The organism is Sphingobacterium sp. UBA3519 (assembly GCF_002377215.1).
Lineage (GTDB): Bacteria > Bacteroidota > Bacteroidia > Sphingobacteriales > Sphingobacteriaceae > Sphingobacterium > Sphingobacterium multivorum.
Genome location: NZ_DFPI01000010.1, coordinates 52,842 through 66,908, shown reverse-complemented (window position 1 = coordinate 66,908; position 14,067 = coordinate 52,842). Strand labels below are relative to the sequence as shown.

The following is a 14,067-nucleotide window of genomic DNA, read 5'->3' as shown; positions in this document are numbered from 1 at the left end:
ATTATTTATTGATTTGATTAAGTTTTTCTAACAATGTTTTATTTTCAGCCGGCGTGCCGACTGTGATCCGTAGACAACCTTCACACAGTTCGACTTTAGATCGATCCCTAACGATGATTCCATATTGGACGAGGTAATCGTAAACCTCCCGAGGTTGATCCATCTTGACCAAAATAAAGTTGGCATCAGAAGGTGTAATATTCTGTACATAGTCCAGTTCAAGCAATTCACGCACGAGTTTCTCGCGCTCCGCTACCGTCTCCTTGATCCAGTCATTGACTTGATCAACCTGATCTAAGGCTTCCAACACAATATCTTGTGTAGCCTGATTAATGTTGTATGGCGGTTTTATTTTATTGTAAACAGCAATAATCTCTTTACTGGCAAAAGCCATACCCAGGCGTAGGGCTGCCAGCCCCCAAGCTTTAGACAAAGTCTGCAATACCACTAGATTGGGGTATTCAGCCAGTTCTTGCGTAAACGACTTGACAGCAGAAAAATTAATATAAGCCTCATCCACAACAACAAGCCCCTGAAAATTATTCAAGATCGTTTCAATATCCTGACGACGAATTGAGTTTCCGGTTGGATTATTTGGAGAACAGATAAAAATCAATTTCGTATGGGCATCTATTGCATTGGCAATACCATCCAGATCCAGCTGGTAATCAGCGGTAAGGTTTACCTTTTTGAAAGCAACATCATTGATGTTCGCAGAAACTTCATACATCCCATAGGTTGGCGGAACTAGTATGACATTGTCAACACCAGGGGTACAAAATGCGCGGTATAAAATATCAATAGCTTCATCACTTCCATTTCCCAAAAAGATATTCTCTGATGGTACACCTTTTATTTTAGAAAGTTTTGCTTTAACTTGATGTTGGAGAGGGTCTGGATATCGGTTGTAATCATGGTTTAAGGGCGATCCAAAAGGATTTTCATTGGCATCAATCAATATGGATGCCTCCCCTTTAAATTCATCTCTTGCAGATGAATAAGGTACGAGCTTCTTAATATTTTCCCGTAGTAGGTTGTTTAAGTTGAATGGATTATCCATTATAAAAAAATTAGAGCCGTAAACTTAGATAAATTGTTCATCATATGCAATATAATAAGCAATTATTCATAGGCGGCTATTGGATCTTAAGTTACTTTGATCAGCCTTTTCTACCTGGTAGTTTGCTTGTATCTATTCGTTTTAGGGTCCTGATTACTTCTCCTTTATCGCTATTTCATCGATCTAAATCCATTCTTTGTTGGGGTGTGAAAGAAAATTCAAAAAAACTAAACGGAAAACCATCTACCTTCCACAGAAAGTTCCGTATTCGGGAATACAGTTCTCGCTTCTTCCAATAGAGGATTTAAGTCTCTGTATCGAGCTGAATAATGACCTAATAGCAACTTCTTTGCGAGAGTTTCCTGGGCGATCTCTCCAGCTTCCAGCGCTGTTGTGTGAAACGTCTCTTTTGCGCGATCGACCATATCGTGCAAGAATGTAGACTCATGATACATCAGATTAGCCTTTTGCACATAAGGCAGATATTCTGGCGTCCGTACAGTATCCGAACAATACACATAACTGCGCGATAAGGGAGCAGGAAGACTCAGGTCGTCTGCATGATATACTTTACCGCTTTCATCGACGTAATCAAATCCTTTTTTGATCATCGGAAAATAGGCGGTAGGTATATTTAATTCTTGTACGACATCGCCCAGCAATGTTCGCGCACGAGGTCCCTCATCAAAACGAAAGCCAGTACAGGCAATACGGTGCTTTAATGGAAAAGCACTTACTTTTAATGTTCTGTTTTCAAAAATAACGCCTGGCTGTTCGGGTGAAATCGAATGAAAAACAAGATTATAGCGTAAGATAGTCTCGGAATGCAAAAACTGCACGTCTAAAATTTCCTTTAACGCAGGTGGTCCATACAAATGGAGATCACTTTTTCGGCCGACAAGGTGCATCGATGAAAGCAGCCCCACCAAGCCCAAATAATGATCTCCATGTAGATGGCTAATAAATATATGTCCTATACGATTGCTTTTGATGCCATATCGGCTGAGTTGCATCTGTGTGCCTTCTCCGCAGTCGATCAAAAACAATTGCTCATTAAAGTTCAACACTTGGCTAGTCGGATGACGATCAAACATCGGCGTTGCCGAGCTATTTCCTAATATCAGAACTTCAAACTTCATATTAATCCTCAATTGTCCCCCGATACTCAGATTCCAATTCGTGCGCAAAGATTAAATCCTCCGCAACCTTTAAAGATGGCGCTATTTTCAGCGATTTATCCAAATGCGATACACGAACCATATCCATTAATGTTGGACAAAGATTAACCAAAATAAATATGCCACCAACAGACTGACATAAACGATGGGCAAGCACGCCTAAACGGATACCGACCTCGTCCGTCTGCTTAACGTGGATCATATCCAAAACAATATTCCGTTGTCCAATCGTATTCCGCAACAAAAACTCCCCTTTGAGTTTAGCGGCATTATCCGCGTCAATCACATCGACATGAGGTTCTATGACAATATAGCGATCGTGCTTATCAATGGTATACTTCATTAGTCTATCTCCTTTGTTTGAGGATACAATGTACTAATAATTTAGCGTTTTTAAGGCCTTTGCCACATTTCTTTCCACACGTTCCAGCACATTTTCCTGATCGGGATACACAAATTTCTCTCCTACAATATGCTCGTATAGCTCAATATAACGTTCAGAAATGGAAGCTACAATCTCATCGGTCATCTCCGGAACGACCTGACCGTCTTTCCCTTGAAAGCCATTTTCAATTAACCATTTACGAACGAACTCCTTCGACAACTGCTTTTGTGGCTCCCCTTTTTCCTGGCGTTCCTGATAGCCTTCTGAATAAAAATAACGCGAAGAATCTGGCGTATGAATCTCGTCGATCAACACAATTTTTCCATCCTTTTTTCCAAACTCATATTTTGTATCCACCAAAATTAGTCCTCTTTGCGCAGCAATTTCAGTACCTCTTTGGAACAACGCTTTGGTATATTGCTCCAATTGAACATAATCTTCCTCGCTTACGATACCTTTTTTCAAGATATCGGCACGTGAGATATCTTCATCGTGTCCAACAGCAGCCTTGGTTGTCGGTGTAATGATTGGCTCAGGCAATTTGTCATTTTCTTTCAGTCCTTCTGGCAATACCTCACCACATACTTCACGTTTGCCTGCAGCATATTCACGCCAAGCATGTCCCGACAAGTAGCCCCGGATAACCATTTCTACTTTAAACGGCTCACACATTTGACCGATAGTTACACTTGGGTCCGGAACAGATACGACCCAATTTGGAATAATATCAGCCGTAGCCTTTAAAAATTTGGCTGCAATTTGATTCAATACCTGCCCTTTATAGGGTATAGGACGTGGAAGCACCACATCAAATGCCGAAATACGATCTGAGGCAACCATCGCCAAATAAGTATTGGCAATCGTATATACATCACGTACTTTTCCGCGGTAAAAAGCAGTTTGATTGTCGAAATTGAAATTTGTTTCTTTTATAGCATTCATGTTCAAAGTAAAATTCAAATGTAAGAAATTGTTCATCTATGACCGCGTTTAATGGCATTCATAGATGCAGCGCGTTTATTTAATTAAATATCACCATACGCTTCTAGGATGCGGCGAACCAATTTATGGCGAACCACATCTCCACCACTGAGGTGGATAATGTCTATTCCTTCGATATTCTCCAATAAACGAATCGAAGTAGACAATCCAGATTGATTTTTTTTCGGTAAATCTACTTGGGTCATATCACCTGTAACGATAAATTTTGCAGTTGGCCCCATACGTGTCAAAAACATCTTCAGCTGCATATCTGTTGCATTCTGAGCTTCATCCAGAATCACAAAGCAGTTATCAAGTGTTCGCCCGCGCATAAATGCTAAAGGAGCGACCTCAATAGTCCGATTTTCCAGATAACCTTTTAGCTTCTCTGCTGGAATCATATCGTCCAATGCATCGTAGAGCGGTCTCAAATAAGGGTCTACCTTATCTTTTAAGTCGCCAGGTAAAAAACCGAGGTTTTCGCCGGCCTCTACGGCGGGTCTTGTTAGAATGATCCTTTTGATTTCTTTATTGCGAAGTGCCCGAACAGCTAACGCAACCGCTGTATAGGTCTTTCCCGTACCTGCTGGTCCGATCGCAAATAAGATATCATTTTTCGAAATACTATCCACCATCTTCCGCTGGTTGGCCGTACGTGCACGTACAATAAGACCATTCGGCCCATACACGATCGGTTCAGATCCAAAGGCTGCATGTTTGGCCGCAAGTTCCTTTTCCTGCTGGGCAGCGGAACCTGCATTTGCTCCAAGGAGATTTTCAAAATCCAATAAAGTAATGTTGTTAAATTTTTCCAGATGAGCCACGATTTCCTTAAACGATTGCTCAAACAGATCTAATTCCTTCGCGTCTCCCAACACCTTCATTTCACTTCCGCGAGCTACAATCCGCAGTTTTGGGAATTGCTTCTTCAAATAATCGAAGTGCTCATTGTCTGCTCCCCATAATATGGGCAAATTCAGACCATCTAATGCAATTAGTAATTCGTTCAAATTTTATCCTATTTAGAATTAATTAGATTGTAGCCATTACACAATATCGTCCCTGTATAATACTATTCAAAATTAACGTATTCTAACGAAACAACCAAGAAGATACAGCGTACAAACAACGATGATTTGGTAGCTTATCGGGGCAGCCCACATAAGGGGCCTGAAGATTTCATTATACATAAAATCTTCGCTATGTTTGTGTATATCAATCGAAAAAAGACAGATTCAAAATAAGTTATCCAATTAGCTTTATAAATCATCTGATAAATAGTAATTTTGTCCACTATTTAGATAAATTTAAAGGTATATTTAAGGGAATTCGACAGCAATTCGATCTAGGATTAGATTATAATGGCAGTAATTACATTAACAACAGACTTAGGACACAAAGATTTTTATCAAGCCGCGCTAAAAGGTAGTCTTTTATCGCAGTTGTCTGATGCCAATATTGTTGATATTACCCACGAAATTCCAGCATTCAATATTCCTCGGGCGGCCTTTGTATTAGGTAACGCTTATCATTATTTTCCTAAAGGAACCGTACACATTATCGGAATTAACACCCTGTTTCATGAAGAGTCGAAATATATCGGCATGAAATACAACGATCATTATTTCGTCGGGGCCGACAATGGTATTTTCAGTCTATTGCTGAATGGCAATGAACCTCAGGAACTCTATGAGCTCAACTTAATGCAAGACCTCCGGTATCTTCACTTTCCGCTCGCAGACATCCTTTCTAAATCTGCCTGTCATATTGCCAAAGGAGGCAAACTGAAAGAAATCGGAACTCCAATGCAACAGCTCATCGAAAAAGTAACGTTGCAGCCTATCTTTGACAAAGACATGATCCGAGGGAACGTCATTTATGTGGATGCTTTCGGCAATGCTATTACCAATATCTCAAAAGATCTATTCAATAAAGTTCAAAAAGGAAGGCACTTTGTCCTCTATTTCAAACGTAATGAAACCATTACCAATCTTTCTTGGCACTACAACGAAGTGGGAGAAGGCGAGAAACTTTGTCTATTCGGTATTTCCAACTATCTTGAAATCGCCATCAATAAAGGGAATGCAAGTCAGCTACTCGGACTTCATGATGACGATTCCAATGTAATTCGTATAGAATTTAAAGATTAATTTCATAAATTCATCTGTGGTCCATTCGCTTCATTTTTTCGTGGTCTAACTGACCATAGAGCTAAAATTGCAAGCGTAGCTTCGTGGCAAAATAAAATTTTACCATGAACGTTAGTTTAAACTAAACATTTGATAAATAGATCGTCCAAATACATGATGAAATTCTTAAGATTCTTACTTCTAGTCACCGTTCTATTTTGCTTCTATGGACAGGCCAAGTCGCAAAACAACCCGGACTCCAGCTCTTTTGAGGTACAACGAAGCCGTGTAAATGACCTACTCGATGCCCGTCAACAGAAATTCGGGGCCTACGATACGAGCCTCACACAAAAAACAGGACTTTTTGGACTTTTCAAATCAAAGGGCGACATGCAAAAAAGCATTGATATCCTTAAAGATATTGTTATCACCGACAATAATATTTTCTTGGAGACCCAAAAACTACTGAAAATCAAAGATTTTGAAAAGGATAAGTTCCAACAATTGGCGACTGATTATGACAAACAGGTCTCAGCCTATATTGGCACTATAAGCAAACTTCAAAAAGAAAACGAAAAGCTGCGAACACAGATTGACAAAACATCCGGCAGCGAAGGTATAGGCAATATACTGCTCTACATCGCTTTACTTATTATCGCCGTATTAGGATATTTATGTTATAAATTTAAAGCGCAACAAACAGCTTCGAAACAACAAAATTTAAAATAAAGCGCCACAGCCATAAGCATCTGCATAACGACAAGCCGCTTAAAATTGCTGTTTAAATAAGAAAAAGTACGATTCTGTTCAAAAATTGACTAAAGTATGATAGCAAAATATTTTTAATCTCTTTACATTTGTCCTCGCAACAAAATTTGAAGTAGCGGATATGGCAAGAGGATTCAACAGCGGTAATAAACAAGAAGAAGATCTACCAAAACCAAAATTGAATAAGGAGCTCCTTTTGAGAGCGGCAAAAATATTGACCTATTTAAAACCCTATCGGTTTAAATTTGGGATTGGCATGTTTTTCTTGGTTTTATCAAGCTTGGCCATGCTGGCGTTTCCAGCCTTACTCGGCGCTATGATTGACGCAGCCCAAGGCAAACAAACCTATCCGTGGCTTACACCACAGGTCTATTATATCGGCGGAATAGCTTTCATTATTCTCTCTTTTTTATCGGTCGTATCTTTTTTTCGGATCCGAATCTTTGTTGAGATTGCAGAGCGTACATTGGCTGCACTCCGCAAGGATACTTATCTTAAGCTGATTTCTTTGCCAATTGAATTTTTCGCCAATCGTCGTGTTGGGGAATTAAACAGCCGCTTGTCTGCAGACCTTTCACAAATCCAGGATACACTAACAACAACATTGGCTGAAATCTTAAGACAGTTGATTAGCCTTTGCTTTGGTGTGTTCTTATTGGTTTGGGTATCACCCAAACTTGCGCTCATGAACCTTTGTATATTACCGATCATTGTTGTGGCTGCTATTATTTTCGGAAAATTCATTCGCGAATTGTCCAGACAGGCACAGGATAAAATGGCCGAGTCAAATAGTATCGTTCAGGAAACATTGTTAGGGATAAGCAATGTAAAAGCCTTTGTGAATGAATATTTCGAATTCAACCGTTACAGTAATCAGATGGATTCGGTCGTGAAATTAGCGGTCAAAGGAGCTACCTTTCGAGGTGCTTTTGCTTCTTTTATTATCTTCTGTATTTTCGGAGCTGTGATCGCTGTCATCTGGTATGGAGCGGCATTAGTTTCTATCCATGAAATGACAGTAGGCGACCTAACGACCTACATTCTATATTCGATGTTTGTAGCAGGTTCCATGGGCAGTTTTCCTGAGCTATATGCCAATATCCAACGTTCCTTGGGAGCGAGTGAACGGATTTTGGAAATTTTGGATGAGCCACAAGAAAACCTTAATGTGAAACCAACTTGCAAGGAAGTCCACAAAACCATGACCGGTAAACTAAGCTTCAATCATGTTTCCTTTGCCTACCCAAGCCGTCCCGATATTGAAATCCTGAAAGACATCAACTTTACAGCCAATGCGGGTGATAAAATCGCTATAGTTGGCCCAAGTGGCACCGGGAAATCAACAATAGCTTCATTGATTCTACAATTCTACACAGCCAATAAAGGGGAAGTATATTACGATGACAAACCGGCATCCGATTTTGAACTTTGCGATATCCGCAACCAGGTCGCTATCGTGCCGCAAGATGTTTTGCTGTTTGGCGGAACAATACGTGAAAATATAGCCTATGGTAAGCTCGATGCCACGGAAGATGAAATAATAGCGGCTGCAAAACGTGCCAACGCACATCAATTTATATTAAATTTCCCCGAAAGCTATGACACCTTAGTTGGTGAACGTGGCGTTAAACTCTCTGGTGGTCAGCGCCAACGAATCGCCATTGCGCGTGCACTATTAAAAGATCCTGCAATCCTTATCTTGGACGAAGCCACTTCTTCCCTAGACTCAGAATCAGAAAGACAAGTGCAGGAGGCGTTGGAAGAATTAATGCGTGGACGCACCTCGATCATTATTGCACACCGACTATCGACCATTATTGATGCCGATAAAATTATCGTTGTCGAAAATGGAATCGTGTCTGAGAGCGGTACGCACTTTGAACTGCTCCAAAAAGAAAGCGGTCTTTATCAGCACCTCTATAATCTGCAATCAAAGCAGCAGAAAATTGATATGTAAAATTTTGTTAATTATTGATTCTTTTTAAACAAATTCACCCTGGGATTGTTCATTTGGTATCATACTTGATTATCATTTGAATATATAACAAAATAGAAGAATTATGAAAAATAGCAAAAATGGATTAGTGGCATTTGCTTTGGTAGGATTAGCTGCGGGAGCTGCTGCATGGTATCTTTTAGGAACTGATGATGGGAAAAAACAATTAGATCGTGCAAATGACGGCATTAAAAGCTTAACTAAGTCATTGAAAGATCTTTCAAAAAAAGAAGCTAAAAAGGCACAAAAACTAGCGAACAAAGCTTCGGCTGAATTAGACAATTTGAAATCAAAAGCACAAGCAGCTTTCAGCAAAGCATCGGATGATGCAGATGCACTGAAAAACAAAGCAAAAGAAGCCGGCAGAGAAACTTTGGACCACGCTAACAATGCCGCTCAAAATTTGGCAAGCAAAATCGACAATACAACTGATGCTGCAAAATCCAAAATTTCTAACGCATAAGTAAAAAAACAGCTTTTTTAAGAATTGATGGTTTTGATCACTCCCGTGGTCAAAATACATTTGTATCTTTGCTGCATATGACTTTGCTGCAACAGGTAAAAACTTTAATTCTTAAAGACATCATTCTGGAATGGCGTTCAAAATATGCTATTAACGGAATTCTACTATATGTCGTATCAACTGTTTTCGTCTGCTATCAAGCGTTCAAATCAGTTGATACGGCTACATGGAATGCATTATTTTGGATCATTATGCTCTTCGCTTCGATCAATGCAATCAACAAAAGCTTCGTCCAAGAAAACCCAAACCGGCAACTTTACTACTATTCACTGGTTGATCCCAGAGCGATCATTTTAGCGAAAGTCATTTACAATATGATGATGATGACCCTGCTGGCGATCATTGCATATTTTGTCTATTCGACGATATTCAGAAACCCTGTCGGTGATCCAACACTTTACTTCATTTCGGTCATCTTAGGCAGCATCAGTTTCGCCACAGTCTTTACCATGATCTCCGGGATCAGCTCCAAAGCTGGCAACAACAGCACCTTAATGGCCATCTTGAGTTTCCCCGCCATCATCCCACTGTTAATCGTATTAATCAAGCTATCCCGCAATGCAATAGAAGGCGTGGAAAGGGCTTCCAGCAGCAAAGAAATAATCGTATTACTTGCAATTAATGTAATCACCATCACTATTTCTTTATTGTTATTTCCGTACCTTTGGCGAGATTAAGTGTCAGAATTGAGAACAAACTAAATTCAATTTATCCATGAGAAAAAAATGGTGGAAAATATTAGCGGTAATGATTATCTGTGCGGTCATTATCAATGGTCTTTTGGGACCTGTTCCCCGCCTATTCATCCTTCACGAAAGCATACGCAACGTTTATTTTCATGTCCCAATGTGGTCGGCTATGTTCGTTATGTACCTGGTGTCTGTTATTTATAGTATCAAATACCTCAATACGGGCAAACAGGAGTATGATTTAATGGCCATTGAAGCCGTTAATACCGGAATAACATTTTGTTTTCTTGGACTTGCAACAGGTATGCTTTGGGCAAACATCACCTGGGGAGAGCCTTGGCCAAACGACCCGAAGCTTAATGGCTCTGCCATAGCAACACTGATGTATCTAGCCTATTTGGTGCTCCGCAATGCGCTGGAAGAAGAACAAAAAAGAGCCAAAATATCGGCTGTGTACAATATCTTTGCATTTCCGATTATCATCGTGTTACTTTATATTCTACCAAAGATGACAGACTCTCTTCACCCTGGAAGTGGAGGAAACGCAGCCTTTGGCGATTTAAAAATGAGCAGCGAGCTACGCCCTACATTTTATGCCGCGATGATCGGCTGGCCAATGATTGCAGCTTGGATTTGTTCACTTCGCTATAGGGTACGCCTGCTCGAAAAGAAAGACTTGAACGCATAATATTGAACGGCTAATACCGTACTTTATTTCTAAAATAAAGAAATCCGGTAAAACCCAATCAGTAAAAAACAGAATATTACATAAATCAAATAGCGTGTATCGAATCATACATAACAATGAAAACGACACGAATAATATTTTAAACAAATGAAAAAAATAACATTGTCAATCGCCTTACTACTCTTATCAACTTTGAGCACATTTGCACAGGATGATGTCGAGATGGCGACTGGATTACGTAGCGAAGGTAAGATCTACGTTGTTGTATTGGTCATGTTGGTCATTTTTCTGGGTTTGGCTTTCTTCCTTTTCTTGCTCGATCGCCGTATCAGCAAATTGGAAAAAAAGAATAAATAGCATTTTATTGATTGCATACGATGATTATAAGTCAGTTTAGAAATTATTCACCCATCAATATTTTATTTCTATCCATCGTGGGTTTTGTTTTATGCTTAGGCATATTTCTTCACCTTCCGGACAAACTTGATTCTGTAATCTTTGAGCCTGCCTTGGGGAATCTTTTGGGAGAAAATAACTTAATCAACCTCTCTCCTTCGACCAATGTTTTTATCACACTGATCCTGACGATTTCTCAGGCAACGATACTCAATCGCATCATAAGCCATTTTAACCTGCTGGGTAAACCCAGTTTCTTGGTTGCTTTGATGTACATGACACTGGCCAGCCTGTTTTTACCATTTTTGGTACTTTCACCCACACTGATCTGTAATTTCATTTCGATATGGATGTTAAGCAAATTGCTCTCCCTCTATCGGCAGACAGATGTTAAAGCCGAAATGTTTGATCTCGGTATGATTGTAGGGATAGGAAGTCTGATCTACTTCCCTTTTCTGAGTATGTTCGCCTTACTATGGATAGGCCTACTCATTTTTAGGCCATTCAACTGGCGCGAGTGGATTACACCTTTACTTGGCCTAGCAACGGTCTATTTCATCTTAGCGGTTATCTACCTTTGGATGGGTAAAATGGAGCAGTTTTATACCATTTGGCTACCGTTTACCTACAAATTCCCTACTGCTATTCGCATTCAGTTAGTCGATTATCTGGTACTCGTCCCAGTAATCTTTACGTTAATACTCTTCCTCTTGGTATTGAAAGACAATTTTTTCAAAAGTGTCGTGCATATTCGCAAGTCATTTCAACTGTTGTTTTTTATGTTATGCCTTGCGATAGTTTCTTTTTACTGGAATAAAAAACTAACGGAGGCCCATTTTTTACTTTGTGCCCCCTCCATCGCTATTTATATGGCTTATTATTTCACTTATGCCAAAAAGAAATGGTTTTTTGAAGTTGTATATGCCATCATAACACTGACCATAATCTACTTTCAGTTTTTCTAAACGACTGTACAATAAGTGTTTAACCTTTTTTAACAAAATCGGCTTAACAAGCTCGCAAAAATTGAATAGTTTTGTATGCGATTAAAAGCAAAGAACATTTAATATAAGAGTCAGATAACTCGAAAATTTCACTAAAACTAAATAAACATTAGTTTCTCAATTTTATAGATTGACCATGCAGAAACGCTTTACAAGCTCTCTAAGAAATAAATCACTCCAACTGTTGTTAGCAGGTGGAATTTTAGCTAGTTCTACTACCGCATTTGCACAAAAAACGACATCCGCATCACCTTATTCTCAATTTGGACTTGGTCAGATGCGTGAAGATTTATTGCCACAATATAGAGGGATGGGAGGTGTCAATACCGCTGTCCGGAGAATCAATGGCGTGTATAATACCAACCCAAGCAACCCTGCATCTTATTCTGCTACACAGTTTACGACCTTTGATGCTGGTTTATACGGGAACTACACGCAGTTAAATTCGACAACAAGATCGGATAATACCGCTGACTTTGCCTTTAGCCACATCACCATGACATTCCCAATGAAACGATTTGGTGGTATCAGCTTGGGTATCCTTCCCTATTCAGATATAGGCTATCGGACATCTTCAACGGGAACAGTCAATTCTGATCCCTATACGAAAGTTTTCACGGGCGAAGGTGGTTTAACTAAAGCCTATGCAGGTTGGGGGGTACGCATTGTAAAAGGTCTGAGTATTGGTGCCAATATGTCTTATCTATTTGGAACCCTAAATGATTATAGCCGTGTAGAGTTTTTGCCTTCATCCGGAGCATTAAATACACAACAACAAAATAAGCGCGAAATCCAAGGGATTATCTTTGATTATGGTCTGCAATACGAACAACCTTTAAATAGAGAATACTCGTTGATCGTTGGTTATTCAGGGTCGCTCAATAATGATATCAAAGAAAGAGCAACAATTTTTAATACACGGGTTACACCTTCAACGGATCCAGACAACCAAAATATCCCGTTGGATAGCACCTATGTTTCGGACCGTAGCAGCAGGCATTTGACGCTTCCGTTGCGACATAATGTAGGTATTACCCTTGCACGTAACAACCGATGGTTAATCGGGGCCGATTTTAAATATGCCGATTGGTCAAGATTTCAGACCAGAGCGGGTGAAAACGAACTACGGAAGAATTATGGCGTAGCGATTGGTGGTCAGATTACACCAGATGTTACTTCGCTTAAATATCTGAACCAAGTAGACTATAGAGTTGGTTTCAGGTATAATAAAACACAATATTTCTTAAGCGACCAGAATATCAACGATATGGCGGTTACTGTAGGTGTGGGACTGCCGTTGGCAAGAAATCAATTTTCAGGAGCTTTCTCTAAAATAAACTTCTCTGCAGAATTTGGCCAAATGGGCAAAATCAGCAACAGTCTCCTACGTGAACGCTATATTAACTTTAATATCGGCTTTACCCTCAATGACCGCTGGTTTAGAAAACCGCCTTTAGATTAATTAATACGATGGTACGCAAGACATTTGCTTCATCCATATTCCAAAATATATCGCCCCTAGTAATCTTATTTTTACAAGGGGCGCTCTCATTGACCTCTTGCGAACCGGATCTAAAAGAGGTAGACCGCATTGCCAATATGAAAAAGGAAGAGGCGGTCGACATTTCGCGTCATGTCGATATTATTTATAGCGATTCCACACGGGTAAAAGCGAATCTTACAGCCCCTGAAATGCGTATCAAACACGATAGCACCGAAGTATACGAATTTCCAAAAAGCATAAAAATCATCTTTTACGACGACAATTTAAAGGAAACTCAGCGAATTACTTCCGACCATGCTATTCGGCGGGAAAAAGAAAAGACCACCGTATTTACCAAAAATGTGGTGGTTACTATGGCTGACGGTTCTGTCATCAAAACAGAAGAGATCATCTATGACGAAAGTAAAGCCGATAGCAACAGCAACATGACCTTTTATAATCATGTTCCCATTACGGCATTCTTTCGGGATAATCGCGGTAACTTACAAGGTTCATCATTTACTTCGGACAAGGATTTTAAACACGTCAATATAGCCAATGCAACTGGTTATACGGTGATCACCAACAACAGTCTCTTCCCTTCCTTAGGTAAATAACTATTTGCAGGCCATAAACCAGATTCAGGTTTAGCTTAACAGCAGGTATAGATCCGAGACAATACCTCCAGGCAGTTTATTTATACGATTAAGTTGTTCAAAACGAATCATTTGAACTAAAAGAGCACAAAAAACTCCACTTTATACAAATAGTTTTCAAATTTGTTTTG

General features: G+C 39.7%; 15 protein-coding genes. 10 read left to right on the top strand and 5 right to left on the bottom strand.

Going from position 1 to position 14,067, the window contains the following annotated elements; genetic code table 11:
- Nucleotide 1: 1 nt before the first annotated feature.
- The 5 genes from hisC to B3297_RS04290 form a co-directional block, all read right to left on the bottom strand.
- A complete protein-coding gene (gene hisC, locus B3297_RS04310; RefSeq protein ID WP_286778478.1) occupies nucleotides 2-1,060 on the bottom strand; it encodes a histidinol-phosphate transaminase in 1,059 nt (352 codons plus the stop codon).
- A gap of 227 nt (nucleotides 1,061-1,287) precedes the next feature.
- Nucleotides 1,288-2,199 (bottom strand): ribonuclease Z, encoded by a 912-nt coding sequence (locus B3297_RS04305; RefSeq protein WP_286778477.1) that lies wholly within the window; start codon nucleotides 2,197-2,199, stop codon nucleotides 1,288-1,290.
- A 1-nt stretch (nucleotide 2,200) separates the two neighbouring features.
- Nucleotides 2,201-2,581, bottom strand: coding sequence for an STAS domain-containing protein (locus tag B3297_RS04300; protein ID WP_075990983.1), 381 nt, complete (start codon nucleotides 2,579-2,581; stop codon nucleotides 2,201-2,203).
- A gap of 33 nt (nucleotides 2,582-2,614) precedes the next feature.
- Nucleotides 2,615-3,565 (bottom strand): phosphoribosylaminoimidazolesuccinocarboxamide synthase, encoded by a 951-nt coding sequence (locus B3297_RS04295; protein WP_286778554.1) that lies wholly within the window; start codon nucleotides 3,563-3,565, stop codon nucleotides 2,615-2,617.
- Nucleotides 3,566-3,648: 83 nt separating this feature from the next.
- Nucleotides 3,649-4,614, bottom strand: coding sequence for a PhoH family protein (locus B3297_RS04290; protein WP_286778476.1), 966 nt, complete (start codon nucleotides 4,612-4,614; stop codon nucleotides 3,649-3,651).
- A gap of 351 nt (nucleotides 4,615-4,965) precedes the next feature.
- Between B3297_RS04290 and B3297_RS04285 the strand changes: the two genes are divergently transcribed.
- The 10 genes from B3297_RS04285 to lptC all read left to right on the top strand — a co-directional run bounded on the left by B3297_RS04285 (nucleotide 4,966) and on the right by lptC (nucleotide 13,897).
- Nucleotides 4,966-5,754, top strand: a complete 789-nt coding sequence (locus B3297_RS04285; protein WP_286778475.1) for an SAM hydrolase/SAM-dependent halogenase family protein — start codon at nucleotides 4,966-4,968, stop codon at nucleotides 5,752-5,754.
- Nucleotides 5,755-5,907: 153 nt separating this feature from the next.
- Nucleotides 5,908-6,462, top strand: a complete 555-nt coding sequence (locus B3297_RS04280) for a hypothetical protein (RefSeq protein WP_286778474.1) — start codon at nucleotides 5,908-5,910, stop codon at nucleotides 6,460-6,462.
- Nucleotides 6,463-6,622: 160 nt separating this feature from the next.
- The gene (locus B3297_RS04275) at nucleotides 6,623-8,458 is read left to right on the top strand and encodes an ABC transporter ATP-binding protein (RefSeq protein WP_286778473.1); all 1,836 of its coding nucleotides are present in this window, start codon (nucleotides 6,623-6,625) and stop codon (nucleotides 8,456-8,458) included.
- 103 nt (nucleotides 8,459-8,561) lie between these two features.
- Complete coding sequence (locus B3297_RS04270) at nucleotides 8,562-8,960, top strand: hypothetical protein (protein WP_286778472.1); 399 nt, start codon at nucleotides 8,562-8,564, stop codon at nucleotides 8,958-8,960.
- Between the two features lie 77 nt (nucleotides 8,961-9,037).
- Nucleotides 9,038-9,697 (top strand): heme exporter protein CcmB, encoded by a 660-nt coding sequence (locus B3297_RS04265; protein WP_070563333.1) that lies wholly within the window; start codon nucleotides 9,038-9,040, stop codon nucleotides 9,695-9,697.
- Between the two features lie 37 nt (nucleotides 9,698-9,734).
- Nucleotides 9,735-10,397, top strand: a complete 663-nt coding sequence (gene ccsA, locus B3297_RS04260; protein WP_046672333.1) for a cytochrome c biogenesis protein — start codon at nucleotides 9,735-9,737, stop codon at nucleotides 10,395-10,397.
- 147 nt (nucleotides 10,398-10,544) lie between these two features.
- Nucleotides 10,545-10,754 (top strand): CcmD family protein, encoded by a 210-nt coding sequence (locus B3297_RS04255; protein WP_046672332.1) that lies wholly within the window; start codon nucleotides 10,545-10,547, stop codon nucleotides 10,752-10,754.
- 20 nt (nucleotides 10,755-10,774) lie between these two features.
- Nucleotides 10,775-11,758 carry a DUF6427 family protein gene (locus tag B3297_RS04250; RefSeq protein WP_286778471.1) on the top strand — a complete coding sequence of 328 codons (984 nt, stop codon included), beginning with the start codon at nucleotides 10,775-10,777 and terminating at the stop codon, nucleotides 11,756-11,758.
- A 175-nt stretch (nucleotides 11,759-11,933) separates the two neighbouring features.
- A complete protein-coding gene (locus B3297_RS04245) occupies nucleotides 11,934-13,259 on the top strand; it encodes a membrane protein (RefSeq protein WP_046672330.1) in 1,326 nt (441 codons plus the stop codon).
- 8 nt (nucleotides 13,260-13,267) lie between these two features.
- Nucleotides 13,268-13,897 carry an LPS export ABC transporter periplasmic protein LptC gene (gene lptC / locus B3297_RS04240; RefSeq protein ID WP_286778470.1) on the top strand — a complete coding sequence of 210 codons (630 nt, stop codon included), beginning with the start codon at nucleotides 13,268-13,270 and terminating at the stop codon, nucleotides 13,895-13,897.
- Nucleotides 13,898-14,067: the final 170 nt, after the last annotated feature.

Excerpts from the sequence above, each read along its gene's own strand:
- hisC (WP_286778478.1), bottom strand. The coding sequence starts at position 1,060 with ATGGATAATCCATTCAACTTAAACAACCTACTACGGGAAAATATTAAG.
- B3297_RS04305 (WP_286778477.1), bottom strand. The coding sequence starts at position 2,199 with ATGAAGTTTGAAGTTCTGATATTAGGAAATAGCTCGGCAACGCCGATG.
- B3297_RS04300 (WP_075990983.1), bottom strand. The coding sequence starts at position 2,581 with ATGAAGTATACCATTGATAAGCACGATCGCTATATTGTCATAGAACCT.
- B3297_RS04295 (WP_286778554.1), bottom strand. The coding sequence starts at position 3,565 with ATGAATGCTATAAAAGAAACAAATTTCAATTTCGACAATCAAACTGCT.
- B3297_RS04285 (WP_286778475.1), top strand. The coding sequence starts at position 4,966 with ATGGCAGTAATTACATTAACAACAGACTTAGGACACAAAGATTTTTAT.
- B3297_RS04280 (WP_286778474.1), top strand. The coding sequence starts at position 5,908 with ATGATGAAATTCTTAAGATTCTTACTTCTAGTCACCGTTCTATTTTGC.
- B3297_RS04275 (WP_286778473.1), top strand. The coding sequence starts at position 6,623 with ATGGCAAGAGGATTCAACAGCGGTAATAAACAAGAAGAAGATCTACCA.
- B3297_RS04270 (WP_286778472.1), top strand. The coding sequence starts at position 8,562 with ATGAAAAATAGCAAAAATGGATTAGTGGCATTTGCTTTGGTAGGATTA.
- B3297_RS04265 (WP_070563333.1), top strand. The coding sequence starts at position 9,038 with ATGACTTTGCTGCAACAGGTAAAAACTTTAATTCTTAAAGACATCATT.
- ccsA (WP_046672333.1), top strand. The coding sequence starts at position 9,735 with ATGAGAAAAAAATGGTGGAAAATATTAGCGGTAATGATTATCTGTGCG.
- B3297_RS04255 (WP_046672332.1), top strand. The coding sequence starts at position 10,545 with ATGAAAAAAATAACATTGTCAATCGCCTTACTACTCTTATCAACTTTG.
- B3297_RS04250 (WP_286778471.1), top strand. The coding sequence starts at position 10,775 with ATGATTATAAGTCAGTTTAGAAATTATTCACCCATCAATATTTTATTT.
- B3297_RS04245 (WP_046672330.1), top strand. The coding sequence starts at position 11,934 with ATGCAGAAACGCTTTACAAGCTCTCTAAGAAATAAATCACTCCAACTG.
- lptC (WP_286778470.1), top strand. The coding sequence starts at position 13,268 with ATGGTACGCAAGACATTTGCTTCATCCATATTCCAAAATATATCGCCC.